Below are 24615 nucleotides of genomic sequence, written 5' to 3'. Positions count from 1 at the left end.
GGTCAGGATCTCCGGTTGACTTCCTTGATGAAGGCCGCAAAAGCCTCCTGCCCCGGCCCGATCGCGTCAACGAGGCCAAGATCAAGCGCATCCGCCGATGCGTAGAACTTTGCCTCGGTGTTCAATGCCTGCGCCTTGGTCATGCGCTTGCCGCGACCTTTGCCAACCTGTTCAGCGAAGCGATCGCGGATCGCATCCACCTGCGCCTGCCAACGCTGGAGTAAGCCTGCGGGCAACGCTTCGTAGGGGTTGCCATCCGTCTTGTGCGCACCGGACTGAATGAAGGTGACCTTGATGCCGTCCTGCTCAAGGTTGCCGCTGAAATCGGCATGAAGCATCACGGCGCCGATCGATCCGGCGCCACCAAATTCCGGCATTACGATCTGCCGCGCCTGGCTGGCGAGCAGGTATGCTGCTGAAAACGCGAAATCGGTCAGGATGGCGATGGTCGGCTTGACGGCCGAGAGCGCCCGCATGGCGGCCGCGGTCTCGAACACGCCGTTGACCATGCCGCCAAAGGAATCGATCTCGTAAACCACACCCTTCACGTCGGGCCGATGTGCCCGTGCGATCTGCGTCTGGAGGCCTTGATAGGATGTTTCGCCGGAGCTACTGCCGATCCACCCGCCCTTCTGCACCAGCGTGCCTTCGATCGGGATGATCGCAACGCCCTCCACCATATCGAATGGCGCGACGCCCGCCCGATCATAGCCGCGACCTAGGCGGTCGCCGATGACACCCGCCGAAGGGCGACCGTTGGCGAAGGCGACGTGATCGACTCCCCCCTTGCCATTAAGGACGGTGACGTTGAAGCCGGTCAGCTTCGGCCCGAGCATCCGGACAAAGGTCTCGGCCTTGCGCGGATGATATAGATGCGGCTGCTCGAACAGCATATTGCAGAGGCGTTCATGGGCGAGCGACATGATCGTTCCTAACGCACGAAGCGCAACCGCTTCGCGAAGCGCGACTGCTGACCGGACTTGGCGGCGCAAGCCCGCTCATATTGAGCGCGCACCGTCGCCAGCCGGTCGAGGTTCGCGCGGCCCCAGCGAACCTCATGGTTGTCGTCAAAGCGCGTCATGACGACGCCGCCACTGGTGGCGATCTTAAGTTCGGCGACGCGCAGGGCCGTCGCGATCGCGCACGGATCGTCGATATCGACTGATATCCCATCGATCAGAACCATGGTCGGCATCAGGCGTCCTCGCGGCGGCGCTTGACCTGCTCGTCATCGGAGGTCTCATCCTTGGCCGATGCCGGATTACGAATGAACGGCGAAGGCAAGCCGGCATCGATGTAGCGCTTGTGCTCGCGCTGGCGCTGCTCGAACACCTCGTCCGGATCCTTGCCCAACTCTGCGCATTCATCGGCCAGCGTAGTGGTGCCGTTGAACAGCCGCTCGCTGGAGCCCTTCGCGCTCTTGAAATCGTCGGCGCTCGGCTTCGCCGGACCCTGCCAGAGCGCCCAGGTCAACCGGTCGCGGTTGGCCGCGAAGACCTCGTACCCGCCCCTGACCTGAATCCGCCCTTCGCCGACTTCCTCATCGAGCCAGTTTTCATAGAGCGCCTGGCAAGGCGGAGCGGCGATGCGCTCGCGGCGGCGCGTGACAACCGGCCAGATCGAGGAGTTTTCCATGCGGACCGACGAATAGGTGGCATTCTCGTGGTTCATGGTCAGGCCGCCGAAGGTGATGCCGATCGCCCGCGCCATGTCGCGCGACAATTCGCGGCTGACCGGCAGGAATTGCGGTCCCGGGGTCTGCGTTGACAGCAGTTCCAGCTTCTCATCCGGCGCTAGATGCGAGACCTGCGGCGCGTCGCTGATTGCGATCTCGCTTTCGGCGGCGCGATCGAGCACGCCGAGGAAGTAGTCGCGATACTCATCGGCGTAAGACAGCGGAGAGTCCGAACCCGGCCCGGCCGGCGTATCGTCGCTCATTGCAGTGATGGCTTCGAACGCTTCCTTCGATGGCGTCTTACTGGTCAGCACCGCCGCGAACACGGTCTGCATGATGGCCGTCTGGATCGTGGTGTCGACCAGCAGCTCATGCTGGATGTGCTGGCGAAAGGCCGATGCAAGGCGACTGATGCCGCGCACATCGCCGGCATCCATCGGATCGAACACATGCGTCACAAGCTGGCGGCCGGTGCGATCATAGGCCCGATAGTCGCGCTTCACGGTAATTCCGGATTCCTTTTCCTGAATCCGGTAGGCGACAGGGCGACCGTTCGGATCATGAATCACACCCTGAAATAGTCCCTCAATATCGCTGGTGTCCTGCACCAGCTTGGTCGGAGTCACCATGCATAGCTTGGTGCCGGCCACGATACCGTATTGCCGCCGCTGCGCCGGGCTCATGTAACTCATGACGCCCAGCGCCTCGCCGTAGGCCATGTCCCAACGCAGTGCGATATCGATCATCTGCGGCAGAGTAAACTTACCGCGTAGATCACATTCGCGCGGCGACCAGGCAAAGCGCTTCCAGCGTCGCTTGATGGTGCGCACCAGCGCGGCCGCGTCTTCCGCTCTGTAACCAAGCCCAGACAAATCGGGTTGCGGATTCAGCACCAGCTCGACGCCGACGGTGTCCGCGATGACCTGATCGGCAGCACCACGTAGCCGTCCGGAGTTCTGAATCAACTCCATGGCTAATCCGGCGGCGCGGCGCCAGGCCCTACGAACGTCATCGCGATGATCGCGCAGCGGCGCGGCGCGCATTGAGATGACCCGCGACTTGGTATCGCGAAGATATCCGGCCCGAGCACGCGGCGGCCGCGTCTCTCCGGTCGGAGCGACGACGCGACCCCGTATGCGGTCAAGCAGCTTCACTTTCGATGCTTCCATTTACTGCGCCGCGTCGCTTTGCGTTGCTCGCGTTCGGCGGCCGATGCCATGGTCCGCTGCCGCTCAAATGGGCCCGCCGCGGCTTCGAACAAATCTGGCTCCGGCGCACGACCGTGAACGAGCAGCAAGAGGTCGGCCCAGCGCGCCTCGTTTAGACGACGCTTGTGCTCCAGGTGCCATGCCAGCGCGAAGGCGTAGACTGTGGCGTCAAACCAGTCGTTCACGCGACCGATGATCCGCTTCCATTCGCGCGGCGCATTGGGCCGGATCAGGTTCCGGGCACGACGGCTAATCGTGGTGCGGGCCTCCTCGTCAGGATCGACAAGTCGCTCCGCCGTCATTTCCTTGGCAAATTCTTCGTCGCAGAGCTCCGGCGTCAGGTGCAGCGTGTTGCGCGGCCAGCGTCCGGCCTTGTCCGGCCCTTCGACCAGGTTCGCGAGGCCGGCAACGACTTCAGTTTTCACATCGTAATTGCCGACCGGATAGAGCAGCACCTTCGCGATGATGCGCTTGCGCTGATCGCGAATATCCTTCTTCACTGGCGTGCCAAGCCAGGGCAGGCCCGCCTTGTGTCGACCATCCAGAGCGTAAACGTTGGGCCGCTTGGCGCAAAAGCGATAGACGCGATCGGTCGCGAAGCCCGAGTCGACACCCGAGAGATCAATACCGACCTGCGCGCCGCCGGCGGCCTCATACTTGCGGCCGAGCGCATCAGCCAGCGCAATCCATGCGTCGTCGACCTGATCGGGTGCGCCTACGAATATCTCGCGATCAATCAGCCAGCGCTGGCCGCGGGGACCGATCGCATAGACAGCCCACTTGATGCCGTAACTCTGCACATCTGCCGCGGAGACGATGAGACCGGCGCCAACAGGAACCTTTCCTCGCGGATAAGGCTGCTTGCGCACGGCCTCGACAATCCTCTCCCACTCAACCGCGACGCCGCTGGGATCGTACGGTTCGGCCAGATCCTGCTGATAGAACACCCGCGACTTCGTGGTGTCGCCCTGCGCTTCCTCCCAACGGACCCAGATATCGGCAAACCGCTCCCGCGGCGCGTAGCCCGCCCACAGGTGATAGCTGGGCTGCCATTCGCTGCAGCGGCCCTCGCAAGGCGGGCACCGCCAACGATCAAGATCGGCGGGTTTTATAACATCTGGCACGGGCTCGGCATCTTCCCTGACCCGCCGAGCAATCCATACGCCATCGGCGAGCATGTCATGCTTGTGGCCGTCGAGAACGACTCCGTCACAAGAGAGGCATCGCATGTGTACCGGGAGCTTTTCAGCGTCATCGGCGGGGCGCACCTGCTCGAAGTCCAATGGCTGGAACGCGCGACAATGAGGACACGGCACATAAAAGAAGCGCTGGTCGCCATTCTCGAAATCAGCGGTGATCGCGCATTCGCCGGCGAGTCCGGGCGTCGAGCCCTGCCATTCCTTGGCGAGATCGCCGTAAGCCTTCTGTCGCGCGCGCGCCTGGTCGCGCGGACTACCGCGACCATCGACATCGCGTGGATAGCCGGTCACCTCGTCCATCGCGAGGTACTTGATCGAGACCATCTGCAGCCCCTTGGAAGAGCCTGCATTGACGATGACGCAGAAACCGCCCGCGTATCGCTTGTACGCCGTCGTCGAGGCTTTTTCGTCGCGGCTGTTGACCGGCGCGACCTTGTGCTTCCATTTGGTCGATGCGTCGATTGTCGGATCAAGTTTGACCCGATTGAACTTTGTGGCCTCCTCAAGGGTCGGCAGCACGATCATCATGGTGCCGGGCGCACGATCGACGATGAAGCCGAACCAGTTCTCGATGGCGGTCGACTTGCCGAGCTGCGCGGCCCAGCGCGAGGTGACGCGGCGGGCTGGGTGATCGGGATGCAGGCAATCCTGCGGTTCGCGAAGATACGGCACGCGGGAGGTGCGAAACTCTCCTGGCCAGGGAGAGCCCGATTCCGCTGATACCATACGATTGCGATCCGCCCATTCGCTGATGGTCAGATCCTCAGTTGGTCTGGTCGCAGCGGCGAAGCCGCCGAACAACACCTTCGCGCCGGTCGGCAATAGCGGAAAGCGTAGCCGCGGATCGTGAAAGCTCATTGCAGCGCCGCCTCAACCGGTTCGTTGTCACCGTGTTGGGCTGCGAGCTCGGCGCGGTCGATGTCGTCCAGCTTCTGCAGCATCTCGCGATGAAACACCTCAGTGCCTTTTCGGGCGAAACCTTTGAGAACCAACCGGGCGATCCGCTCGTCCCAACCATACTTGACCGAGGCGGCGGCGGCTTCGCTGTCGATCGCACGGTCAAACGCGCTCTGCATTAAGGCGACGGCATCGCGCGCGCCCTTGTCGACCTCGGTAACCAAGGTCAACTCGCCGCGCCGCTCGGCGAGATCCATCTCGCGCATCTCGGCATCGGCTTGCGCCTTGCGTGCCGCGCCGTCCGATTGCGTTCCAGCAAAGCGGCGCGGCTGACCGGGCGCCGATGACGACGATAGCAGCGGCGCTGTTTTCCGAAGTCGCACGTTCTCGGCGCGGTGCGCCGCCAGGGCGCCGAACTCAACAAGGTTCGACTTGCCGGCGTGCCGAAGCGGCAGCGCCTCCGCATGCTGCTTCAGATAGCGCGACAGCGTCGAACGATCGACGAGATCGCCGGCAGCGCTCAGCCGCGCTGCCGCATCCGTGATCGAAATCCACTCGCCGTCATCCATTCCGTGTCATCCGTGCGCGAACACGTGTGAAACACATGATCGCGTGTACCGATTTCAAATTGAGCTACTAGCGAAATCCCAGGCCGCACTAGCGCCGTACTGCACCGCGCAAGGAAATACGGTCCCTTTTTGTGCGACGCGGTCAGCCCAGGACGCGATAGAGTTCATGCGCTATGCGGTCGGGCAGCTGGCTTTCGACCGTGGCGTAGAATGCCGCCTCCGATGAGCCTGAGATCATCTCGGTCGGGATGAACAGACCCGACTTCACACCATGCAAGGGATATCTACCCTTGCCTACTCGTCTGACGACAGCGCCTCCGGCAACCATCCCGCTCCGGTTTGGGAATTGACCACCCTTCATGAAGGCCCGGGGATACACCTGCCGCTTGTTCCAGGGCGCGGCGCTGACACCCTTGCGGGTTTCGCGCGCCTTGAAGAACATCAGTCGGACATCGCCGCCTCGCGCTTTGATCTCGTAAGCGCCGCCGTTGAACGCGCGTTTCGACTTGACCGCATTGCGGATGGTCTTTATCGCCAGCCCGGTTTGATCGACCAGCACCCGCCGCATCTGGGTTCTGGCCTTGTCGCCGGTATGATTGACCGCGCGTATAAGAGCCAGCGGCGCGTTCTTGCCCGCGGCATGAAACAGATTGCTGGTTCGGGCGATCGCCGTGGTATCGAACCGGATCGAGAGCGTCATTAGCGCTTTCCCAACCTCGCGCGCGCTGCACTGACCTTGGCCCGGAACGCAGCGGCATCGGCCCCGGCCGATTGCACGACAAACCGCGCGCTCGACGCCGCGGCTTTGACATCGCCACGGACGAGCGCCTTGACGCCAGCTCCGATCGCCTTGGCGCGCGCGCCGCAACCACCACAAGCCAATTTCTCAACCCACAAAACGTTCGGCGGATAACTTATGCTCGAAACGACAAAGCCCCGCTCATCGGCGGGGCTTTCCATAGCGCTGCAGTCCGGGTGGCTACGGGGGTGGCTGATGCGCCTTGCGCGCTATCTGATCGGTTCGAACTCGCCGAGAGGCAGATCAACCGGGGTCGAACGACCGAAGACGTTGACAAGAAGCGTCACGCGTTTCGATTCGTCAAGCTCATCAAGCCGAGTGCCGGGTTGATATCCATCGGGCAATCGATCGACGACAGCCGGAAAGGATGCAAACGGTCCGCGTGCGATGCGGACGTTGTCACCAACCTTGCAGCAGAGCAGCGCGCCGATCGTCACGTCGCCAGGAATCACACCATTTACTTCGCGACCACGAAGATTATCCAAGTCGGATTTACGGATCGCTACGGGCAGATTTCCTTCGCACCAAATCCCCCGCACACCGACCAGCCGAAACAGCGGGTGCCAATCATCAGCTTTCATATCCATCAACACCAGCAGATATCCAGGCAGCAACGGCACGGTCTTTGGCCTCATAATGCGGGCCGAACTTCGCCTCTGTTTTGCTGAGAGCAGCTTACGCGGCACCACCTTCATCACTGTCGTCAGGGGGAAATATGTTTCAAACCCATGGCGATGCAGCAGTTCGGCAATCGCCCGTTCACGTCCCGTCATAACCTGGACGATATGCCACACCGACGCTGGCGAGGCCGTCGTGGTCATCGCCTTCACGCCAACGATATCGCCGACCTTCCATTGCAGTGCGTCCGCTTTGTTCATCGCGAGCTCCAACATTCGATCCCCTCGATTGCTGGCCGTTCAAAACAATGGTTCCGATTGAGAACCATTTCCCTTTCGGGAGGGTCCGGGAGGGTGCCTATGCCTCTCGGAATGATCCTCCCGATCTCACTTAACCCTGTCTCCCAAGGGTTTATTTAATCAAATGGGACCATTGGGAGGGTTGGGAGGATTATTTATGTTTACGTTCCGCGTGCGGGCGCGCGCACGCACGCGCGCATGTGTAGTAGAAAAAGCTCCCAAAGCTCCCGAACCCTCCCGAATGCCGCAACATCAATGCGTTAGCCGCGAATCAAATCCTCCCGTTTTGGGAGGGTCGGGTGGATCAGAACTCCATATCACCGGGATCACTCCCTCCTTTCTTGCCATCAGCGTCGACGACGTTCTTTGGGTTACCATTGTGATCGACAAAATCGTCGACGCACCGGATCAGTTTGATGTCGAGAAACCACATCACGTCGGACTGTTTGCGCTTGAAGCCGCGCTCCTCCATCGCCATGGAGAAGCCTTTTTGCTTCCAAGTCGCCTCGCCTGAGGCCTTGCACCAGGCTTCAAACACCGCATAAAGCGCGCTCGACTGAACCCGATCTCCATGGCTTTCGGTGATGCACGCCGACAGGAACCGGCCGAGCGGATCGGAAGCCGACCGATAATCGGCGGTCGCCGCCGCGACGGCGTCTGGTGTCGCGAGACCCTTGTCGCACCAGGACCGCAAGCCATCGAGCAGCCGGTTGAGAATGCCGGAGGCCTCGCGGCGCAGCTTATCGCCGAGGTGAACGTCGCGTTCCTCCTTCGGGATCGTGACGTTGAAGGGAATGAGCTGCATGCGGCGCCAGATGCCTTCGTCTGCACCCGAGATCGAGGGCCGGTAATTGCCCGAGATCGTCAGCTTGAACTGCGGATAGAACTTGAAGAAGTCGCGGTTCAAATGCCGCGCCTGGATTGGTTCGCCGCCGGTCGCCAGTTTGATCAGCGCTTCGGCGAGTTTCGAATTCTTTTCCGGCTCGGATGTTCGCAACATCCGAACCGCTGGCAGGATGGCAAGATCAGGCGTGGCCTGCCCCGCATTGCGTGCCTTGCCCTGATCGAGGAATGTTTCAATCGGAACGGTCTCGCCATAGTCGCCGGCGACATGGCTCCAGGCGTCGATCAGCACCGATTTGCCGTTCGATCCCTTGCCATAGAAGAACGCCAGCTTTTGTTCGCTGACGTCACCGGTTAGCGACAGGCCACCCCACTGATGCAGGAATAGGCGCATGGCGACGTCCGGCTGCACGCGCGCCAGAAACGCATCGTAGGCCGGGCATTGTGCCGCCGGATCGTAATCGACCGGTGCAAGCTTGGTGATCAGGTCGGCAGCGTCGTGCGGGCTGAACTGAACGTAGTCGCCGCCGTCGGCCGAGCGGCGCACGGTCAGCGTACCGTTGTTGACGTTGATCTTCATCTTGTCGGCGTCGAGCCGATCGATTGAAACCGCAAGATAGGGCGCGCCGCGCTTGGAAAGCGCCCCCAGCTTATTGACCGACTCGGATGCACGGCCCCAGCTCGCGATCTTGTCGGAGTAGAAGACAGGCTGATCTTTCTTGACGTCGAAGATGAAGTCACGGCCGCCGCGTTCGCCGCCGTCCTGTTCGCGCAGGCCGGAGCTACGTACCGCCTCGGCTTCCTCTTGGATTGCGCGCACGGTTTGATGTTCCGCGATCTTGACGACATCGTCGGCGCCGTCGCGGCTCCATCGCTTCCCGTCCCAGGCCAGCCAGCCCAGCGCGACGTTCCAGATCAATTTGCCGCGGCAGCGATCGCGGAAGCGCTCGGCATTTCCGAGATCGGTGAGAGGGTAGAAGGCAAGCCGCAGGTTGAAATCATCGGCGTCATCACCGCGCGCGTTGCCGTCGATATCGCCGTCGCCCCCCTGCCCCCCTGCAGCAGATGCATCCGGCGACACTCCCGTTTGGGAGCATTCCGATTCGCCCCCTGCGGCGGGGGGCGCGGCGGCAGAGGCCGGCGACAACGGTGGCGACGGGTAATCGGATGGAGTGGAGGAAGGAATGTGGACGGCCGCTGGTCGCGGCCGACTTTGACGTGCAAGCGCTCCGCGCCGCACGTCGCGCAGATCATGCGGATGCTTCTGTCCAAGCTTCACCGCGGCCGCGATCGTCTTCCGGACCGCGCGCAAGCCGTCATCGCGGATCAGCCCGCACGAACCAGCCGCCTCCTCGAGCGCAGCCCGCGCGAAATCGGCGTCAAGGGCATCCGATGTAACTGCACGGCCGAGCCGCTGGCTTGCCGCCTTGAGCACCACGCCGCGCAGATCGCCTTCGGCCTCGCGCACGCTGGCGATCGCAGCGTCCAGCTCTGTCAGCCCCCAGGCGCGGACGGCGGCCGCCTCAGCCGCGGGATCCAGCGGCGATGGATCAAACACCGGCGCGGAATCGATCAGGGCAAGAACGGCCGCAGCGGTCATTGCCTCTCCTCGTCAGTTCGCCGATTGGCGATCTCGAGAACGACGTCGCCATGGCAACACGCGTCGAGCGGACACCAGCAAGCGACATTGTGATTGCGCAGCGTCTCCAAGTTCTCGGAGATGTAGGTGAGCGCGCTGCGCTGGCTTTCGACACTGGCGTGGCTGGATATGGCAAGATGACCGGAGGCCAGCATCCGATAGAGATGCACGCAATCGGCTCGGCTGCCATCCTTGCCAACAATAAACGGATTGCCGAGCGGGCCAGGCCGCGCGACGTTCACGGCCCGCAGCCCGTTAGTCGCTAATGAAGTGGCTTGAAGATCGAAGCCCTTGCGGCGTGATAGCTGAATGCGGACCGGTGCCAACCTTTTTACTCCCCCGATCTCAGCACATCGTTGAAGTCCTGCTCGTCTGGCGCAAACGCCGGACGAATGGCGCGCCCTGGGCGAGCGTAGCGGCGGCAGCCACGCTCCATGGCGTAGTCCGTCAGGACGCGTTCGCTGTCGCCGTCGCCGAGCAGAATGAGCTCTTCAACGTCGCCCGCGATCGCAAGGCCGGAATCGTCTGGATCGGGCATCGGGCCGGGAACGCGTTGTGCGCGGCCGTCCGGTCGCTTCAAAGTAAGATGCGGCACCGTCTCGGTCGCCCGGCCCGCCATGTTGCCGAGATCGCCGGCGGCCCAGCATGCGGTGGATGTCAGATCCCGGCCCTCAAGCGCGTGTGCGGTCCACACCGCCAGCACCGTCTCGATGCCCTCTCCGACGATCAGGCGCCGCGCAATCGCGCCAGTCGCGGCCGGCGCGATCAGGATGTGCGCGCCGGTCTTGGAGCCGCGCATCTTCTTCGCCGGAAGGATCTCCCCGGATTCAGGATCAATCAATGAAACCTTCGTCGGTGGAGAATCCGTCGTGAGCCAGGTTATATGCAAGCCGCCGAACCGGCCATCGGCCCGAATGAAGGCGGCGAGCATCGCCGGTCCCGTATGCAACGCGCGCGGCGAGCTTCGGCCGTGGGAATCGATGGTCTCGCCGTGCCAGTAGATCATTTGTGGCTGGTAGCGCAGGCCTGGGCACGATGCCGGCACCTGCAGACCGCGGCCGGCGAGATAGGCTTCGACGTGCGTGCCGTGGATCGGCGATGCATCTTCCCATCTCGCCCATAACCGCCTGCGCTCATTCTCGCGGTAGCGTTCGGATTGCGCCTCACGCGCCAGGCGCTTGGCCTCGCGCTCCTCGGTCAGCCGTTCCGCGGTCCGTTTGTCGATCGCGCGGCGACCGCCGAGCCATTCCACGGCGCCAGCGAAGTCCACTCCCTCGACTTTCTCGATCAGCGAGATCACGTCGCCGCCATCCTCGCACACGGCGCAGACCCAGCCGTCATCGCCCTTGATCTCGAAGCGCTGCGAGGTCTTGCGGCCGCCGCAGATCGGGCATGGCCCGACCAGGCGCCCGCCGGCGCGCCGCAGCTCGACATAGCCGGAGGCGATGTCGCGCACCGGATTGCGCGCCTTGATGTCCTCGAGCTGCTCGGCCGTGAACTTGGTCGTCATTTCGACAGCCGCTCCAGCAATGTGGAATCGGACATGATCTTATCGATCAAGCGAACGATGCCCGCGAAGTCGTCGCGGCGATCGACGATCTCCACGCGCGGCGCGCTGATCATGCCTGCAGCCACACGGCCGTCCTCGCCGATCTCAAGACGTTCGGCCTCGAGGAGCGCGGTGCGCTGCATGCGCGTCAGGGTCGTTTTCCCGGGAGGGTTCACAGCCGCAGTCCTCAAAACGGAATATCGTCGTCCATGTCGGACCTACGACCTGACGAAATCCCGCCGGAATTTCGCTCCGGCAGCGGCTTACCATCCGAGCGATCAGCATTATCATTCGGCGGCGGAGCGGAACGGTTTGGCCCACCCTCGAGCGAGAGCGTCGCGTTGAAACGCAACACGATCTCGGTCGTGTAGCGATCGACGCCGTCCTGCGTCCACTTGCGAGTTTCGATCTGGCCTTCGACCAGGACGCGCGAGCCCTTCTTAACGTATTGCTCGATGACCTTGCAGAGGCCTTCATTGAAGCAAACGATGTTATGCCACTGCGTGCGCTCCTTGCGCTCGCCCGTATCCCGGTCGCGCCAGGTTTCCGATGTTGCAATCGAAAAACTCGCGATCGGCCGGCCATCCTGAGTGCGCCTAATCTCGGGATCGCGACCGACATTGCCGAGGATGATCGCTTTGTTGATACCGCTCACGAGCTTGTCCTCTGTCCATTTGGCCTGAGATCGGCCGCGTTGAGCCAGTCGTTGATCTTGATGACGGCAAGCCGCCGCGCGGCCTCGAAGTTCGCTGCCGGTCGCCAGCTGCTGGCGCTGGCATCGGGCAATGACAGGCGAAAGCAGGCGCTGAACCGTCCGCGCTCTGTCGGCATGATTTCGCCGACCTGGACACGGCCCAGCATCACCGCTTCACGGCCGAGCGTGAGCGACTGGAACGTCACCACGCCGTCGTGAGATTCCCCTGCCATGATTTTATCCCGGTCAGCCCGCTTTGCGCTTTTTCGAGATTGCCTTCTTTTTTCGCACCGCCCGCTTCGCCGCCGGACGCCGCGCTGTCTTTTTCCGTGCCGACGATTTGGCCGCAGCCTTTGCCGCTCCCCTTCCCGATTTTGTTTGCGGTTTTGGCTTGCCCGCCGGCGGGCCGTCATAGCCCTTGGCGCGCAACTGCGGCGGCAGCCAGCCGGTCGGCGGCACGTTTTCGATCGCGAAGGCGACGATATCGCCCTTGGAGTTCTTCTCCTGTTGTCGTGCGAGATCAGGCCCGCAGGCTTCCTCGATCGCCTTCAGGCACAGCGCTTTGTTGATGCCCCCGAAATAATCGGTCGCATCAAATGCGCCACGCAAGGCTGCATTCAACGCCGCCGGATCGAGCGCATCGCAGATCGCGCTTGGGCCATGGTCAGAACGATCGGAAGTAGCCTTATCGAGCGGTCTATTCTGGAAATCGAGCGCGGCCGCGGCGTATTGCGCCACCATTTCGTTGCGCTGTTGTGCCGTCAGCTTGCGGATTCCGGCGAGGACATCGCTAAACTCACGGGTGCCGTAGTCGATCGCATCGCGATACAGGCCGGTAATGCTGATCTTGACGCCGCTATCGTGAGAGCTGCTGGTACCAGCCAGCAGCACACACAATGCAAGATCGGGATCCTGCATCAACGCGGTTGCCGCACCCTTGGTGAGCTGCACCGTCAGGCGGTGCGTGAGCGCATTCGAAATCGCCGGCTCCTCGGGCTCCGCAGCCACGTCCGCGGCCTTCCCGGCTTTCGTCGTCTTCTCGTCGCCGACCGGCTTGCGTTCCTCGGGGCGGATCCGACCGAACACAAACCCGAGCACGCCGTCATCGAAATCGACGATGACGCCGGACCGTGCTTTCTGCCTGTCGGTGAATGACCGACGCATGATCTGTGTTTCGATTGCGGAAAGCTCGGATTGAACTACCTCGCGTCGACGATCACAGTCCTCGCTGTAGTCTCCGGATTCATGTTCCTCGGCATCGATCGCAGCGATCGCCGCCTTCAGCGCTTCGACACGATCTTCCTCGCCATCGTGATAAATCAGCTTCTTCGGCTCGGTCTTGTTCCACCATCGCGCACCCTGGGGCAGGTTTGATGCGAGTTCAGCCCAACTCCAGCCTTCGTCCCGCAGCGCCTGAAGGGTCAGTTCGAACTTCGCCGTTGCGAGCTGGCTGAGGAGCGCGGCATCCGAGACGACATGCCGTGACCCGAACAGGTCCTCGGTGACAATGCCGCCGGCGAGCCGATATTCCTCGGCGCCGACAAAATCGATCAGCTCGCCGATGTCATCGGCCGATGCGCCGAGCTCCTCGCGGATTGTGGATTGCCATAGCCGCCCGGCCTTCTGCAGTTTGGCGAAGACCTTGTCCTGCACCTTGTGATCGTAGCCGAGCGTGAAGGCCTTGGCCTCATCGGCCTTGATGGTCCCGTCGCGCCAGGCTGCACGGACCGTCGGCGACAGGTGACCGAGCGCCAGTGCCTGCCGCACCTGCTTTTCGCTCAGGCCATACTGCGCCGCGATCTCCTCATCGGTCCGCCGGTCCTTCAACCTCGCGAAGGCTTCATACTGGTCGATGGGATGGAGTTGCGCCGCCGTCACCGCTGTCGTCAGCGAAAATTCAAACGCGCGCGCCTCGTCGACTTCATGGAGCGTGCAGCCGATCAGATGATCGCTGGTCTCGCCATAAATCTTCTGGAACGCCTTCAGGCGACGGTTGCCGTTGGCGACCGAATAGAACCCGTCCCCACACTGCTTGACAATCAGATCCTCAATCTGGCCCTGGGCGTAGAGGTTCGCGGCCAGCGCCGCGATGCCATCGTCCCGGCCAGTAACGCGGGCGTTGATGCCGGCGCCATCTTCGTGGCCGAAGCGCAACCTGTTCAACGGCACATCGATATGCATGTCAGCCTTCTCCCTTGTTCTGCTGTTTGTCTTCCCGCGCGCCATATGCCGCGCGGTACCACGCACTGAACTCCTCGACCCGGCAACGGCTGCATGGTCGTGTTTCCCCTGTCACACCGATGACAACCCTTCGCCCGTCGCAGCACCCGCATGTCATGACGGCTGCCTCTTGCTGGAGGCGCCGTACATCGCGCGCTGCACCGCCCGGTTTTTGATGGATGCGCGGGACTTGTTCAGCTCCAACCAATTGGCTTTCGCTGCATCGATCTTGGCGATCTCGTTAGCCTCGTCTGGCGACAGGTAGTCACGCCACGGCCATTTCGATTCACGCTCGGTGCAGCTCACGCTCGACCTCCGCGCGGGAGAGACGATCCATCGTGTGCCGGGTGAAGTCGCAGATCCAGCGAATGAATCAGGTTGGCGCTATCGGCCCATTGCGCGTGTCCCAGCCACGCGCCGAGAAATTGCCGCAACCGCTCGAGGTCTCCGCTCGCCCGAAACGCCGCGATCTTACGGCGGGCACGAATAACGCTGTCGCGCCGCAGCAGTTTGTGCGTCGGCCAGATGCGGTAGCCGAGGAAATTCACCCCGCGCGAAGTATTTGCGATCGACCATTTCGAGAACCTCAGGCCCAGTTCGCAGCGGGAATAGTCCTCAACCGACTGCTTAACGGCCCGCAGATGCGCCGAGCCGCGGCCGAGCACCACAAGGTCGTCCATGTAACGGTACCAGAGACTTTCCCCTAGCGTCTGCTGCAGGTGGCGATCGAGCGTCGCACCGGTATAAATGTTGGCGAAGATCTGCGACGTCAGGCTGCCGATCGGTAAGCCGATGCCTATGCGCGGCACCATCGCCTCGACCAAGTTAAGCGTGGCGCGACAGCTGATCTTGGCTTCGATCAATCGCCACAACACGTCGCGCTGGATCGAGGCAAAATAGCTGCGGAAGTCCGTCTTGAGAAAATAGAGCGGCCCAGCCCGAGATTCTCGCCGTAGATCGCCCTGCAGCAACATGACGCCAGCATGCGTTCCCTTGCCGGGGCGACAGGCGAAGGCGCGCGGCAGCAATGCGCGGTCGAAGATCGGAGCGATGATCAGGCACAAGGCCTGCTGGGCAACCCGGTCGCGGAACGGGAGGGCCGAGATCAACCGCTTCTTCGGATCGAACACATAAAACTGGTGCGGCGTTCCGGAAACATATCGGCCTTCGCGCATGTCGCGGGCGAGATCGGCGAGGTTCAACGCCGAGAATTCCTTGAACTCCAGGTAACCGGGGGTCAGCCGCTTGCCAGCCGCGGTCAGTCTATAGGCCGCGTCCATCGTGCGAGGCGACGTGATCAACCCGATCAGATTGCGATAACGCCTGGTCATGGCCGCACACTCCCGTTCAGCAAAAAACCGGCCGCGGGTCTCGAAAGGCTCCGCCCCCTACGCCCCGCTCTGCCGGATCTTGGAGTGTGTTCGCCGAAGCAGGACACGCGGGCTAACCACAGACCTTGATCTCGCATGATCTGCCGGCGTGACCGTGATCGGCGCCGAACGTCAAACGTGTATCCGTCGTCACTGCGGCCCCGGGCGCCCAAATTGTCGTTCGAGTTCTCCGGCCAGTTGTCGACGTTCGCGTAGCGCGAGCCCGCGTTGTCGCCATTGATCCAGGAGCCGCCGAATATGGAAGCGCGCGGCTGCATCATGTCCCCGCCTGCCCCATCGGGCGCGACGATGCGCCCGAATGATGTGCGCGGCCGTCGCTGAGCTTCTTCTGCCATGCGCCCAGCATCCGCCCCGGCTCTGACAGCAATACCAGCGCAACCTCGTGCTGGTGGGGTGTTAGAATTCGGACGGAGGCGAGCGCGAGAAAACGCAGGTGCGACCGCAGAGTTGCGAATTCGGCATCAACAGCATGTAGCCGCGATACCTGCCGCGACTTCGCGGCGTGATAGAGGCCACCGATCGGCATGAACAGCGCCGCAAGCACAGTGTCACGAAGAACGCCGTGCTTGCGCGGGCTGCGTTGCAGGATCGGGTAGAGGTAGCGCACGAAAGCCTCGTATTTTTCTACGATCGCCAGGGCGTCGGTTGCGGTGTTGTCGTCCCTGACGATCGGCATGCGGGTTCACATGGCGCTGCTGTCGCAGCGCCTATCCAAGCTGCAAGTGGTCACTGCGGCCCCGGGCGCCCAAATGGACGCTCGAGTTCTCCGGCCAGTAGCCGACGAACGCGAAGCGCGAGCCCGCGTCGTCGCCACTGATCCAGGCGCCGCCGAAGATGGAAGCGCGCGGCGTGTCAGGATCGCCGTCGTGACCCCACGCCCACATATTGCCGGTCGCCTGCATCAGGCCGAACTTGCTGGTGCGGGATGCATCGAGACCAGTGACCTTTGGATCCTTGTCCGCGGCAGATTTCTCGGTGACGCCAAACGCCGCGGCAAAGAACTCCTCGAGCGACAGTAGGCCCTTGCCGTGTGAGCCCAGCACCGCGACGGCGGTCGCATAATCGAAGGCAGTAAAATTCTTACTGGCCGCGCCAGCGCCGATAGGCAGGTCATCACCATCAGCGATGGTCACGCCAAACCGGCTGGTGCCGTTCGTGTGATCTGCGGCAGTGAGATAGATGTCGCACCAGAATTTCCGCCCATGATGCTCGACCAGTGTCATGCCGCGCGGGTCGGGGCACGCTGGGCGAAAGTTCAGATCCCACAGCGAGCACGCGTTGATCGCCGGTACATCGTCGCCGCCGGCGCGGGCAGAGGCGTTGCCACCCGGCGCGAAGTGGAAGCCTCCGATCTGCGATGCAGATTGCGGAACGGAATCCGCGGCGGCGGCCACGGCCGCGCCATCGACAACCGCGACGACGTAGTCGCGGCCTGGCAAATAGCCATCGACCGGTAGGGTAACGATCGTATCTTCCGCAAAGCTCACGCCATTGACAGACGTTCCGGCCTTGATCGCGATCGTGGCGCAGTCCAGCACATTCAGGCAAGGTGTTTCCGGATCGGCCTTGGTCAACAGCGCGGTCGCCTGCTCGATCGTCTTGACGTTCGCATTCATGTGTCACGTCTCCATGTTGGCCGGCGACACGCCGGCGGGGTTGGTGAGAATCTCAGCAAGGGTGCTATGGATTAGCTGCGCTGCGCGGCCGAGCGGCGACGCCGGCGAACCGTCCTGATTGCGTTTCATGGCGTGATGAATGACATCGGCCGGGCAGCCGTGCTGCAGCAGCATCGACATCAGGATCGCGCCATCACTCACCAGCACGTCGACTGGCGAATTCACCTTCTGCGCATTGAGGAAGACTTCGACCACCGGGCCGAGCCTGTCGAGATCGGCGCAAACCAGTTCGCGACCCAGCCCGACCTTGTAGCGCTGGCCGTCGTGTTCGATGGCGATCGTTTCGTGCGACCGGCGATTGGCGAGGCGACGGCGGCTCATGGATTGAGCCTGTCTTTTGTGCGCTGAACCAGGTCACCGAGTTCAAGCTGCCGTTTTGACACGCCAGCTTCGCGGAGAATACCGAGAATAGCTTCGGCAACGTCATAGACATCTGGCGGCGTCTTGTCGCCGAACTGAGAAGCAACAAAGCCCGCGGTGATGCCAATCGCACATGAAAGGCAGGATACACTGAGAGCGATCTTGTCGGCAGGGTCGTCGACGATAGCGGTCATCGAATAGATGTTCTTTCGCGTACGCTCCATCATTTCGTTGGAGAGATCGCGAAGAATGGCTGGCGGAATCTTCCGATCCATCACGCCGCCTCTCCTGTAAACGCGAGTTCATTGCCCCAGCTGACCCAACCCTTGCGCGGCCGCCGCGCGTAAAGCTCGAGGTATGGACCCTCGACCAGGCGTTCGATCCGCTCGTAGGTCTCGTCCGGCTTGCGGGAATGCTCCGCGATCGGCGCGACGATCAACTGACGTACGTCGGCATGCAGCCGCTTTGGGCTGCCGCGTGTCGCAAGCCAGCAGTCCTCCGGGTTGGCGCGGGTCCAATAGCCTTGTCCCATATGCCAGCCCTCGCCTTCGGTCTTGGCCCAAGTGAAGGCGGTCGTCTTGTGCAGAAAGCCGAGAGCGTCGATCAGCCCCAGCGCCAGATGCGGCCCCCAATCGACCATCCACATCAGCAACACGGCGCTGTCGGCAGCGATATCCTTCACAGGCGCCAGGTCCGCCATGATGCGGTCGATCAGACCGGTCGTGTAATGGATGTTCGCCGATCTCCCCTCACCCGCCGCCGAACGAGTCTCGAAATGCCAGGGCGGGTCCATATAGATCGTCGACGCCCGGAAGCCTGAACGCGCGAGCGCGGCGAGGTCATCAGCCGTCCCGCCGTTCTCGGTGCGCGCCGCGTGTTCGGCCCGCCGGCGGTTGATCTCTGCCGTCTTGGCTGCAGCGTCGATCGGATCGACCACGATGGCCCGCCCCGCCGCCATCTTCTCGCGGACACCGGCGACCATGTCCTCAAAGGCAGCTTCCTCTAACGCCGCCGCACGCTGCGCCGTCATCGACAGCTTCTTGTCGACGCCGATCTCGGCCAATGTTGCGACCGACTCGCCGTCGTCTTTGCGCCGGCGTCCCTTCTCGATCAGCTGACCGGCGTCGCGCGCGGCCGCGAGCAACACGCCAAGCCGCCGCTCCGCTCGCATCTGAAATGCGGCAGCATCGGCCATCAGTGCGCGATCGCGAATCTGTTTGGCGTAGAGCTTCACGTGTTCAAGCTCATCACGGATCGCCAGCACCTGGTCGACGCGGATCGCTTCGGCCAACGCATGTCGAGCGCGATCGTATTGGGCGAGCATCGTCATGCGGCTTGCGCCTCATACAGCACCGCAGAGGCGCGCGCCTTTGCGTCGGCCGTGAGGTAATAGCCCTGGCCCCACATGACCTTGATTTCGATCGAAAACGGGAGGAGCTTCCGACGCATCTTGCATATGAAGACGTCGATGATTTTAACCTCGGCCTCGTCCTGGTTGAGCCCGTGATACAGCGCGAGCATGGCGGCTTCCCGCCGCATTAAACTGTTCTTCATCAGCAAGCCGAAGATCGCCGATTCCGATCGCGTGAATCCGAAGATCGGCGGCGACTCAAAACGCAGCCCGATCATTTCTTCGAGCTGCCGGCAGCGTTCGCGTAGCAGTTCGTTTTCGCCCTCTAGCGTCGTCACGAGATCGTCGCGCAGCGTCATGCGACCACCCGGTCGATCCGGTGCAGGTATCGCGCCATCACCTCGCGCCAATACAGCGTCCGGTCGCTCTTGGATTTCGCATGGGCCTTGGCGAGACCGTCGTCGCCTTCGATGCGAATAACGGCTGTCAGTGCATCGAGATCAATGGCCGGCCGTTCGACTCCGATGATCTGCGCGACGGCGAGAATCTCGGCCGCCGTGATCGGCGCGCGCCGAGCATGGACAAGGCATTGCAGGACCTTGCGCGAACGGATCACGCCGCAGCGCTTGACCAGTGACTGGATAACGCCAACAGCGGCGGTATCGCCCTCGGCAATCGCCGACGATGGGGAGATATTGCGGATGCGGACACCGGCGCGCCGGCAGACGTTTGCAACATCCATGGCGTCGGGATCGCCGGCCGCCACCAGCGCACGGTAAATGTCGAACGGCGAAACCTTGATGCGGTCATTGTTGTGGCCAACGAATGCGCGTGCCCGATCGACGACGGAATCGGCTTCGACGAGGTAGACCGGGACCTGCGGAACGCCGATCGACGCCGCCACGATTGCACTATGCTGACCGTCGACCACATGAACCGCGGCCGGACCGACCTGAACGCCGATAATGGGCTTCATCCGGTTCCAGGAGAACGCCGCAGCGAGTTTGCGGATCAACCGCATCGATCGCTCCGAAAGATCGCGCTGGTAAGTCGAATCCACCAACAGCTCGGTTGGGGGCAACCATTTCAGGGACGGTCGCGGGCCATCGAAACGTCCCGGAGTGACATCGCTCCCGAGAGCGATCGGCCTGATCCGTCGAAGCTCCCCCGTCGCGCTCACGCTTGTCGCTCCCGCTCAGATTTAAATGCGAGGAAGCCGTCTCCGCGCAACAGCGGCAGCGTTGCACCGACCACCATCAGCCAGGGCGACGTCGCATCGCGCGTGCCGGCGCGGAACGCTTCGATCGCGATGACCATCACCATGGCGGCGTTTGTGATGCGAACGTCCTCGGCTGGCCGCGCGTCGGCGTGGCGGACCTCGTCAGCAACCGAACTGAATTCGCCTCGGATGAACGGGCGATCCGAGTTCGGCCGGGTGATGATTTCCTCCGCCAGCACGATCAGGTTCGACAGGGTCGCGGACATCGGCTTCATGATCGCTGCACACCCCTGAGCCGCATATCCGTGGATTCATGCCGCACCAGATCGACCAACGCGCCCATCACCGCTCGACAGCGGTCCCGCCGCGCCTCACTTTCGGCGCGCGCGGCGATTGCCATGGCGATCACCAGCAGGCGTGCGGGAACGAGAATGCAAATCGAATCAGGGTCGCTCGCCGCGGTCAGCAGCTCGCACTGCAGGCGCTGGGCGTCAGTGGCCAGACGTGCGGCATCGTGCCGGCCATCAAGAAAGGCCGTGGCGCAGGCAATGACATGCCCTGCAAGAAAGTTGGCCTGTTCGGGAGCGGTCATAACATCAGCCATGACGCACTCCCGCAGCACGGACGCCCGCCGGCTCCGAGGGGCTAAACCGGCGAGCGCCCGCATCCGGCCTGGAGGCGCCGCCGGAATCGAGTTGATGGTGAGTAGGCCGCCGCGCGATCGCCTCGAGCTGATCGCGCGAATACACGCGATGCAGATCTCGGCACAGATACGGCGCATCACCGAACGGCCGCGCAAGGGGATCGGCCGACGGGTCGCTGCGCCGGCCGATCCCGGGTTCGCGCCGCAGGCGCGATACCCGAACGGCGCAAACAAAACCCAGCGCCGTGAAAGCAAAAAGTATGACCATGATGATATGAAGGGCGCTCATCGTCGCTTACCTCCAGGGAGAATGCCGTGGCCGATTTCCTCTTTGATGCAGACATCATCGCTCGCTGGGATGCCGCCCTCGAAGACAGGCCGCTTGCGGTCACCGAGATCGAATGGCCCGGACTGCCCCAGATCGAGGCGTTCGCAGCCGACGCTCTGAATGTCGGCATGTGCGTTCGTCTCCGAGCCCGCGATCGAGGCGAGTTCGCCTTCACCATCAATCCGGTTGCCGCTCGGCATCTTGCCCAATGCATCATCAGCAAGGGCATGGAGGCCGGCTGGCTCGATGCGGACGGCAATGTCGTGGCGCCGAAAATGCCGCAGCTCGATTCCTAGCGGCGCGCCAAGGCGCGGTTCGATCGTCGGCACGATGTGGATGCCATCGATCGCTGCAAGGTCTGGCGTGATCGAACGGGCTACGGTCATCTGATGCCCCTTTCCAACGCTTCGAGCCGCCGCGCGGCATCGGCCTGCTGCTGGCGCAGTTTTGCGATTTCACGAACGGCGCGGAGATTGTCGGCCCAAGGCGATTTGACCGAGGCAATCAGCGCGGCATGGACGGCATCACCCACGTCGCTGCGCAGCAGCGCCGCCAGCGCCTGACCGTCGGGAGCGCCCTTTCGCGCCAGCCAGCGCTCAACAACCTTCACTGAGCGCCGCGATCTGTGCGCGATTTCAGCGGCCGTATCGCGCGGAAAAAGTCGCTGCAATTCCAAGATGATCGAAGAAAACCACCCGCAAGCTTGAGGGTTTCTACCCTCATCGATGAGGGTCGGTCTTTTTGACACGCGAGACCGCGCCGCTACCTTGCGGGTCATGCGTGTTCTCCAGTTTTTGCGTAGTGCATCGAATCGCGGACAATCCGCAGGGCTGTCACCGCCAGTGACGGGCCGCCGCGCGCGGCATCCGCGTTTACGTTATTTCCAATGGAAGGTAGCCCTGCACCCTCTCCACAACCAAGAGTTACCCAGCGAAATGAATTTCGGAGCTGGGAAGAATGAGAGATGCCTTCACCGAACTGATCGATCCGGCCTGCGTGGCCGACGTGTTTGTCGAAGGCGTCGGGGAAATCGAGCGCATCGGCGCGAATTGCATCCGCATGACACTGTTCGCCAGCCGAAGCATCGGCCAAGGAGATCGCGAGCGCATCGTCGTTGCGCGCCTGGTGCTGCCAGAACTGGTTTTCAGGCGCTGCTTGCGGCAATGCGCGGCCTTCGTCGACGGTGCGGCCGCCCTCGACGAAGATGTTGTGCTCGAAGGATCGTGCCACTGACATTAGGCCGCTCCCTCCGGAGTGAACAACGCTGCAAGATCGGGCCGCAGTTCGTGCGCCGGAATGCCGGTGACCTTGACCACACGGGGCAAAATATCGAGGTCAATCTTCCGCCTGTCCTTTTCCCATCGATTGATTGTGTTCCGGCTCACCGAGAGTTCTCGGGCTAAGTCCTCCTGCGACTTGGGAGGTTTGAAGTTGTTTCGGTAGGAGGTGAGAGGGTGAAGAGGATCGGTCATGATTTCGATGAGTAACCGATTCGGTCACTTTCAGGGAAGCGGAAATGTAACCGATGCGGTCCCTGCATTTAGAGCCATCCACAACTACGATGCCGGGATGGTTACACGTACTGCCAGTCCGCGCCGACTTCTCTACGTTGTAGAATGGCGGAAGCACCTCAACGTCAGTCCCGAGACGATTGCCGAAGCCTTCGGCATCGAGCGCGAATCGGTGCATCGAATGGAGCGCGAGCAGAACCGCATGAATGCGGAGAAGATCGCGAAATATGCTGATGTGTTAGGAATTCTACCCGAGCAACTCTGGCGCCCACCAACAGGCAGTGGCGCTGGTGGTGGCGAGATCGGCCTCACGACCGCCGAACGCGAGCTTGCGCTCTCGCTTTTAGCCAAACTCAGTTCCCCAACAGCAAAGCCCAAGAAGCCCAAGCGCAAGGGGGGCGCGCAATGATCACCCCCCGGCTGGCGTTATGGGTTTCAGCCATGCTGCTTCTAGTTACCAGTGCTTTCGCATCGAGCTTGACGCCCAGTGAACTTGCTGCTGCGCCGCACTCCCACCTTAAAAAAGAAGTCCGTCTTAATCGCGTCACATGCATCGATGATCCGAAAGGATCGATCGTCTGCGTTGCTCAGGCGCGAGGAAAACTACTTAAGATAGACGCCGTCTCCATCGGGGGGATGACAACCCCGGATACGGTCCAGCGCTTAACGGAATACTGTCAAGGCACCGCAAACCTCGCAAACAACGACTGCTCCTTTTCGGTGTCGTTCATCCCGCAGAGTGCTGAGCGCGTCCTTGCCGAAACAGACGAAGGTTCGTTACCGGTTGTCACTCTGTTCGCCCAAGAAATTGACCTCGCGCGCGGCGGTCAGTGATTGGTGAATTGACGTAACCTATACGGTTACTATTCCAGATTGACGAAATGTGACCTTATAGGTTACATCTCCCCAGCCTAAGTCGGGAGACTCGTCATGGACACCAACGCCCAAAACAACGTCATTACCCTACCCCTCCGCGAATCCAGTGACCTTGTCGACCGCATGGTCGCCGACCTCCTCCGTTTCGAGGCGACAAATACCGAAAGCGACGCCATCCGTTCGCTGATGTGCACCCGCCGCTACAGCTACGGCGATATTGCGAACTTCGTCGACGACGCGCTGGCAGCCGCCCGGCAGGCAATCGTCACGGCCGAGATGGCGAAGGCGTCATGAGAAACCAGCCACGACCCGACTTCGTCGCCAGAGTGCTGGATGCGCTGCCGGCCGACGGCGCGCCGATCTCATCGCGCGGCGTCTTCCTCGCGATCGGTGAAATTTCATCACCGTCCTACGTTCGCATCGTCTTGCGCCAGCTCGCGGTCGCCGGCGCTGTGATCGCGACTGGCCCGAGCGGCCAGCGCGTCTATCGGCGGCTGCCGGCGGAGCGGTGTGAGCGTTGCCGCAGACGAGACGAACAAGGACGACTGCATGGAGCGTCCGATCTGCTCATCGATGCAATCGGCGGGCAGCCGACATGGCCTGACAGCCCGACTATTTCGCCATCACATGAATGCGCGGGGCATGCATGATCCGACTCGGTCTTTTCGCGCTCGCCTGCGTCGCGCTGATCGCGGTCGCGATCGTCCTCATCATCCTGTATCCATGGCCCGTCGTGGGCGCGGTCGGCCTGGTCGGTCTATTGTGGTGTGTCGGACAGGCGATCGAGGCGCTGATCGGACGCGCGCCATGACCCGCCCAGCCGTCATACCCCCAGGCCTTTGGCCGCCCCGCATGGGCGTGGAATTGTCCGCTGGCTATTGCGGCGAGGCCTCCGCTGAGGTTTTCTTGCGCGAGGTCCGGGCCGGCCGATACCCTGCCCCGGTCATCAAGCGCGGGCGGCGGCAGATATGGGCGAAGGAAGATCTGGACCGGGCGATCGCCCCGCAGGGCGACCCCGCAATGCTGGCGGACGTCGCCGAGGATCTGTGAC

General features: G+C 62.4%; 37 protein-coding genes. 6 read left to right on the top strand and 31 right to left on the bottom strand.

Annotated features, from left to right (window positions below):
* Window positions 1–2: 2 nt before the first annotated feature.
* From AC1RT6_RS04365 to AC1RT6_RS04215, 31 genes are all read right to left on the bottom strand, one after another.
* Window positions 3–923: a S49 family peptidase gene (locus AC1RT6_RS04365; RefSeq protein WP_472789631.1), complete on the bottom strand. Its 921-nt coding sequence runs from the start codon at window positions 921–923 to the stop codon at window positions 3–5.
* 8 nt (window positions 924–931) lie between these two features.
* Complete coding sequence (locus AC1RT6_RS04360; protein WP_472789633.1) at window positions 932–1195, bottom strand: hypothetical protein; 264 nt, start codon at window positions 1193–1195, stop codon at window positions 932–934.
* On the bottom strand, window positions 1195–2844 hold the full coding sequence (locus AC1RT6_RS04355; protein WP_472789635.1) for a phage portal protein: 1650 nt from the start codon (window positions 2842–2844) through the stop codon (window positions 1195–1197). Before AC1RT6_RS04355 ends, AC1RT6_RS04360 begins: the two co-directional genes overlap by 1 nt.
* A complete protein-coding gene (locus AC1RT6_RS04350) occupies window positions 2826–4940 on the bottom strand; it encodes a terminase gpA endonuclease subunit (protein WP_472789637.1) in 2115 nt (704 codons plus the stop codon). The genes AC1RT6_RS04355 and AC1RT6_RS04350 overlap by 19 nt, the downstream gene beginning before the upstream one ends.
* Complete coding sequence (locus AC1RT6_RS04345) at window positions 4937–5548, bottom strand: hypothetical protein (RefSeq protein WP_472789639.1); 612 nt, start codon at window positions 5546–5548, stop codon at window positions 4937–4939. Before AC1RT6_RS04345 ends, AC1RT6_RS04350 begins: the two co-directional genes overlap by 4 nt.
* Window positions 5549–5690: 142 nt before the next feature.
* Complete coding sequence (locus AC1RT6_RS04340; RefSeq protein WP_472789640.1) at window positions 5691–6248, bottom strand: phage tail protein; 558 nt, start codon at window positions 6246–6248, stop codon at window positions 5691–5693.
* Window positions 6248–6508 carry a hypothetical protein gene (locus tag AC1RT6_RS04335; protein WP_472789642.1) on the bottom strand — a complete coding sequence of 87 codons (261 nt, stop codon included), beginning with the start codon at window positions 6506–6508 and terminating at the stop codon, window positions 6248–6250. The genes AC1RT6_RS04340 and AC1RT6_RS04335 overlap by 1 nt, the downstream gene beginning before the upstream one ends.
* A 48-nt stretch (window positions 6509–6556) precedes the next feature.
* A complete protein-coding gene (nusG, locus tag AC1RT6_RS04330; protein ID WP_472789644.1) occupies window positions 6557–7225 on the bottom strand; it encodes a transcription termination/antitermination protein NusG in 669 nt (222 codons plus the stop codon).
* A gap of 343 nt (window positions 7226–7568) precedes the next feature.
* Entirely contained in the window at window positions 7569–9707 is a 2139-nt protein-coding gene (locus AC1RT6_RS04325; protein ID WP_493029146.1) for a DNA primase family protein, read from the bottom strand.
* Window positions 9704–10057: a DUF4326 domain-containing protein gene (locus AC1RT6_RS04320; RefSeq protein WP_472791519.1), complete on the bottom strand. Its 354-nt coding sequence runs from the start codon at window positions 10055–10057 to the stop codon at window positions 9704–9706. Before AC1RT6_RS04320 ends, AC1RT6_RS04325 begins: the two co-directional genes overlap by 4 nt.
* A 20-nt stretch (window positions 10058–10077) precedes the next feature.
* Window positions 10078–11256 carry a DUF7146 domain-containing protein gene (locus tag AC1RT6_RS04315; RefSeq protein WP_472789648.1) on the bottom strand — a complete coding sequence of 393 codons (1179 nt, stop codon included), beginning with the start codon at window positions 11254–11256 and terminating at the stop codon, window positions 10078–10080.
* A complete protein-coding gene (locus AC1RT6_RS04310; protein WP_472789650.1) occupies window positions 11253–11471 on the bottom strand; it encodes a hypothetical protein in 219 nt (72 codons plus the stop codon). Before AC1RT6_RS04310 ends, AC1RT6_RS04315 begins: the two co-directional genes overlap by 4 nt.
* 11 nt (window positions 11472–11482) lie before the next feature.
* Complete coding sequence (gene ssb / locus AC1RT6_RS04305) at window positions 11483–11950, bottom strand: single-stranded DNA-binding protein (protein WP_472789652.1); 468 nt, start codon at window positions 11948–11950, stop codon at window positions 11483–11485.
* Entirely contained in the window at window positions 11947–12222 is a 276-nt protein-coding gene (locus AC1RT6_RS04300) for a hypothetical protein (RefSeq protein ID WP_472789654.1), read from the bottom strand. Before AC1RT6_RS04300 ends, ssb begins: the two co-directional genes overlap by 4 nt.
* A 13-nt stretch (window positions 12223–12235) precedes the next feature.
* Window positions 12236–14170: a ParB/RepB/Spo0J family partition protein gene (locus AC1RT6_RS04295; protein WP_472789656.1), complete on the bottom strand. Its 1935-nt coding sequence runs from the start codon at window positions 14168–14170 to the stop codon at window positions 12236–12238.
* Between the two features lie 153 nt (window positions 14171–14323).
* Window positions 14324–14515, bottom strand: a complete 192-nt coding sequence (locus AC1RT6_RS04290) for a hypothetical protein (RefSeq protein WP_472789658.1) — start codon at window positions 14513–14515, stop codon at window positions 14324–14326.
* A complete protein-coding gene (locus tag AC1RT6_RS04285; RefSeq protein WP_472789660.1) occupies window positions 14512–15540 on the bottom strand; it encodes a reverse transcriptase domain-containing protein in 1029 nt (342 codons plus the stop codon). Before AC1RT6_RS04285 ends, AC1RT6_RS04290 begins: the two co-directional genes overlap by 4 nt.
* Window positions 15541–15856: 316 nt before the next feature.
* Entirely contained in the window at window positions 15857–16276 is a 420-nt protein-coding gene (gene avd / locus AC1RT6_RS04280) for a diversity-generating retroelement protein Avd (RefSeq protein ID WP_472789661.1), read from the bottom strand.
* Between the two features lie 31 nt (window positions 16277–16307).
* On the bottom strand, window positions 16308–17216 hold the full coding sequence (locus AC1RT6_RS04275; protein ID WP_472789664.1) for a phage major tropism determinant: 909 nt from the start codon (window positions 17214–17216) through the stop codon (window positions 16308–16310).
* A 3-nt stretch (window positions 17217–17219) separates the two neighbouring features.
* Window positions 17220–17597 (bottom strand): hypothetical protein, encoded by a 378-nt coding sequence (locus AC1RT6_RS04270; RefSeq protein ID WP_472789666.1) that lies wholly within the window; start codon window positions 17595–17597, stop codon window positions 17220–17222.
* Window positions 17594–17914, bottom strand: coding sequence for a hypothetical protein (locus tag AC1RT6_RS04265; protein ID WP_493029141.1), 321 nt, complete (start codon window positions 17912–17914; stop codon window positions 17594–17596). The genes AC1RT6_RS04270 and AC1RT6_RS04265 overlap by 4 nt, the downstream gene beginning before the upstream one ends.
* Window positions 17911–18966 carry an MT-A70 family methyltransferase gene (locus AC1RT6_RS04260; protein ID WP_472789669.1) on the bottom strand — a complete coding sequence of 352 codons (1056 nt, stop codon included), beginning with the start codon at window positions 18964–18966 and terminating at the stop codon, window positions 17911–17913. Before AC1RT6_RS04260 ends, AC1RT6_RS04265 begins: the two co-directional genes overlap by 4 nt.
* The gene (locus AC1RT6_RS04255; RefSeq protein WP_472789671.1) at window positions 18963–19346 is read right to left on the bottom strand and encodes a helix-turn-helix domain-containing protein; all 384 of its coding nucleotides are present in this window, start codon (window positions 19344–19346) and stop codon (window positions 18963–18965) included. The genes AC1RT6_RS04260 and AC1RT6_RS04255 overlap by 4 nt, the downstream gene beginning before the upstream one ends.
* Window positions 19343–20008, bottom strand: a complete 666-nt coding sequence (locus tag AC1RT6_RS04250; RefSeq protein WP_472789673.1) for a hypothetical protein — start codon at window positions 20006–20008, stop codon at window positions 19343–19345. Before AC1RT6_RS04250 ends, AC1RT6_RS04255 begins: the two co-directional genes overlap by 4 nt.
* A gap of 155 nt (window positions 20009–20163) precedes the next feature.
* A complete protein-coding gene (locus AC1RT6_RS04245; RefSeq protein WP_472789675.1) occupies window positions 20164–20481 on the bottom strand; it encodes a hypothetical protein in 318 nt (105 codons plus the stop codon).
* Window positions 20478–20810: a hypothetical protein gene (locus tag AC1RT6_RS04240; protein WP_472789677.1), complete on the bottom strand. Its 333-nt coding sequence runs from the start codon at window positions 20808–20810 to the stop codon at window positions 20478–20480. Before AC1RT6_RS04240 ends, AC1RT6_RS04245 begins: the two co-directional genes overlap by 4 nt.
* Complete coding sequence (locus AC1RT6_RS04235) at window positions 20803–21138, bottom strand: hypothetical protein (protein WP_472789678.1); 336 nt, start codon at window positions 21136–21138, stop codon at window positions 20803–20805. Before AC1RT6_RS04235 ends, AC1RT6_RS04240 begins: the two co-directional genes overlap by 8 nt.
* Window positions 21135–21563, bottom strand: a complete 429-nt coding sequence (locus AC1RT6_RS04230) for a hypothetical protein (RefSeq protein WP_472789680.1) — start codon at window positions 21561–21563, stop codon at window positions 21135–21137. Before AC1RT6_RS04230 ends, AC1RT6_RS04235 begins: the two co-directional genes overlap by 4 nt.
* Complete coding sequence (locus AC1RT6_RS04225) at window positions 21560–21955, bottom strand: hypothetical protein (RefSeq protein WP_472789681.1); 396 nt, start codon at window positions 21953–21955, stop codon at window positions 21560–21562. The genes AC1RT6_RS04230 and AC1RT6_RS04225 overlap by 4 nt, the downstream gene beginning before the upstream one ends.
* The gene (locus AC1RT6_RS04220) at window positions 21952–22413 is read right to left on the bottom strand and encodes a hypothetical protein (RefSeq protein WP_472789683.1); all 462 of its coding nucleotides are present in this window, start codon (window positions 22411–22413) and stop codon (window positions 21952–21954) included. The genes AC1RT6_RS04225 and AC1RT6_RS04220 overlap by 4 nt, the downstream gene beginning before the upstream one ends.
* Window positions 22413–22649, bottom strand: coding sequence for a helix-turn-helix transcriptional regulator (locus AC1RT6_RS04215; protein WP_493029136.1), 237 nt, complete (start codon window positions 22647–22649; stop codon window positions 22413–22415). The genes AC1RT6_RS04220 and AC1RT6_RS04215 overlap by 1 nt, the downstream gene beginning before the upstream one ends.
* Between AC1RT6_RS04215 and AC1RT6_RS04210 the strand changes: the two genes are divergently transcribed.
* From AC1RT6_RS04210 to AC1RT6_RS04185, 6 genes are all read left to right on the top strand, one after another.
* On the top strand, window positions 22648–23097 hold the full coding sequence (locus tag AC1RT6_RS04210) for a helix-turn-helix domain-containing protein (RefSeq protein WP_472789687.1): 450 nt from the start codon (window positions 22648–22650) through the stop codon (window positions 23095–23097). The genes AC1RT6_RS04215 and AC1RT6_RS04210 overlap by 2 nt on opposite strands.
* Entirely contained in the window at window positions 23094–23522 is a 429-nt protein-coding gene (locus AC1RT6_RS04205; protein ID WP_472789689.1) for a hypothetical protein, read from the top strand. The genes AC1RT6_RS04210 and AC1RT6_RS04205 overlap by 4 nt, the downstream gene beginning before the upstream one ends.
* 96 nt (window positions 23523–23618) lie before the next feature.
* Window positions 23619–23858, top strand: a complete 240-nt coding sequence (locus tag AC1RT6_RS04200; RefSeq protein WP_472789690.1) for a hypothetical protein — start codon at window positions 23619–23621, stop codon at window positions 23856–23858.
* Window positions 23855–24214, top strand: a complete 360-nt coding sequence (locus AC1RT6_RS04195; RefSeq protein ID WP_472789692.1) for a hypothetical protein — start codon at window positions 23855–23857, stop codon at window positions 24212–24214. Before AC1RT6_RS04200 ends, AC1RT6_RS04195 begins: the two co-directional genes overlap by 4 nt.
* Window positions 24211–24375 (top strand): hypothetical protein, encoded by a 165-nt coding sequence (locus AC1RT6_RS04190; RefSeq protein ID WP_472789694.1) that lies wholly within the window; start codon window positions 24211–24213, stop codon window positions 24373–24375. Before AC1RT6_RS04195 ends, AC1RT6_RS04190 begins: the two co-directional genes overlap by 4 nt.
* Entirely contained in the window at window positions 24372–24614 is a 243-nt protein-coding gene (locus AC1RT6_RS04185; RefSeq protein WP_472789696.1) for a hypothetical protein, read from the top strand. Before AC1RT6_RS04190 ends, AC1RT6_RS04185 begins: the two co-directional genes overlap by 4 nt.
* The last annotated feature ends 1 nt before the right edge of the window (window position 24615 follow it).

The sequence above is a fragment of the Nitrobacter sp. MLSD-S21 genome (assembly GCF_058809865.1).
The sequence above is the reverse complement of the archived record's forward strand: the minus strand, read 5'-3'. Positions and strand labels throughout refer to the sequence as shown.